This window comes from Shewanella sp. SG41-4, assembly GCF_014164505.1.
Taxonomy (GTDB): Bacteria; Pseudomonadota; Gammaproteobacteria; order Enterobacterales; family Shewanellaceae; genus Shewanella.
This window is the reverse complement of the sequence record NZ_JACJFI010000530.1, coordinates 1-1756: the sequence shown is the minus strand read 5'-3', so window position 1 is coordinate 1756 and position 1756 is coordinate 1. Positions and strand designations below refer to the sequence as shown.

General features: G+C 40.8%; 2 protein-coding genes. One reads left to right on the top strand and one right to left on the bottom strand.

Annotation, left to right across the window (positions count from 1 at the left end):
• Positions 1-621: UbiD family decarboxylase domain-containing protein (locus H5202_RS21920; RefSeq protein ID WP_182773899.1), on the bottom strand; the 621-nt coding region annotated here is incomplete at its 3' end.
• A 488-nt stretch (positions 622-1109) separates the two neighbouring features.
• Here H5202_RS21920 and H5202_RS24080 point away from each other — a divergent pair.
• On the top strand, positions 1110-1706 hold the full coding sequence (locus tag H5202_RS24080; protein ID WP_220493971.1) for a hypothetical protein: 597 nt from the start codon (positions 1110-1112) through the stop codon (positions 1704-1706).
• The last annotated feature ends 50 nt before the right edge of the window (positions 1707-1756 follow it).

Here is a 1756-nt window from a genome sequence, read left to right as displayed (position 1 = left end):
ATGAAGCTGTTTAAAGTCTTTAAAATCTAAGGCGCCGCCACGGTGATCAAGCCAGCGCATAATCAGCTTGTTTTTACTCAATAACTGTTGACGATAAATGCCTAAGTTTTGTCTTTTTTGACGCGGACCTTTGGTGATCGTGAGCCCCCAAGTAACCAATGGGGCGACATCTCCAGGCCAGCAATGTTGAATTGGCAACGATGTTAGGTCAACTTCATCACCGGTTTTAACCACTTGCTGACAAGGCGGATTACGCACTGTTTTAGGCGGCATATTTAATGCTTGCTTATACATGGGAATTTTGGCGATGGCATCTTTAAAGCCGGTAGGTGGCTCGGGTTCTTTTAAAAATGCTAATAACTCACCGACTTCTCGCAGAGCCAAAGGATCGTCTTTACCCAATGCCATAGCAACACGTTTAGGCGTACCAAATAAGTTAACCAGTACTGGCATTGTATGATTGGTCGGATTTTCAAATAACAGTGCGGGGCCTCCAGATCGTAAAACACGATCGGCGATCTCTGTCATTTCTAAATGAGGGTCAACAGGGTAGCTAATGCGCTTTAACTCGCCATTTTTTTCCAAATGATCGATGAAGCTGCGTAAATCTTTAAAACTCATGTTTACCGCCTGTAAATCAAATCCAAACCAATATGGCGCGCACTATAGCATTTTTCTAATATAGGGTTAATACCAATCCATATAAATTGGTATTGCTCTGCGGCGTTCAATACTTGTTAGGTTGTATAATAGTTATTTACGTTTATGAGTAACTATCTGAATTTTATTTAATAAAGTGATGAGGTGACAGTCTCTTTAAAGCAATGGTGTGACACCACTTACCGCTATTGATTATTAATTAATGATTTTTAAAAGCGATAGCCATTAACAGCAATAATCTAATCGCATCAATTCGGGAGGTGTTCATTGATGATATACCGAGTGAATGAAATTCTCTAAGCCGTTTGCTTATGATTATCGGTATGAAAGATGAGGATAGAATTGAATAATAATTGAGTAGGCTTATCATTTCAGATCCATTACGGATATCGACTTTAATTAGACTTAGCGTAAACTAATGGATGTAGATAATGTGCTGGAGGTGACGTATGACAATTAATAAATTCCCTTTGTTGCTATGGTCTTTGGGGAGTGGAGTTTGTTTATTATGCAGTTTGACTATGTCAGTGCAGGCGAAAGAGCCTGTGGATAATGGTCTCGGTGTTAGAGTGTCACATTCGGTAGGTTATCAGCATGAAGGTCGACACAATTATGGTCATACTTCGCATTATCGTGACCCATGGCGTTGGGGATTCGGTTGGAATAGTGCTTGGGGACCTAGTATTGGGCTTAGTCGATATAATGGTTATGACAATCGATATGGCAGTAGATATGGCAGTCGATATGATAATCGCTGGGGAATAGATGAGTATCGTGGTAACAACGATAATTTTTATCCTTATCGAACGGTTAATGTTGCACCAATCCAAAGCTATCAAGTGGTTGAGCCTGTGGTGATATCTGCGCCGCAGCGAACGACTACTCAGATTCAATATGCCTCAGGATTAAGTCGTTTACCTGAAAATGCCAAAGTGATTCAGCGAGCGGCCGGTACCGTCTATGAATGGCAAGGAGTTGAATATTATTTTGACTGGAACACTCAAACCTATGAGGTAGCCAAAGTAGATAACCTGAACTCGGGATAAAAAATTGAACTAATCGCCCTCTTCGTGATCAGATCTTTCGACCAAGAAGG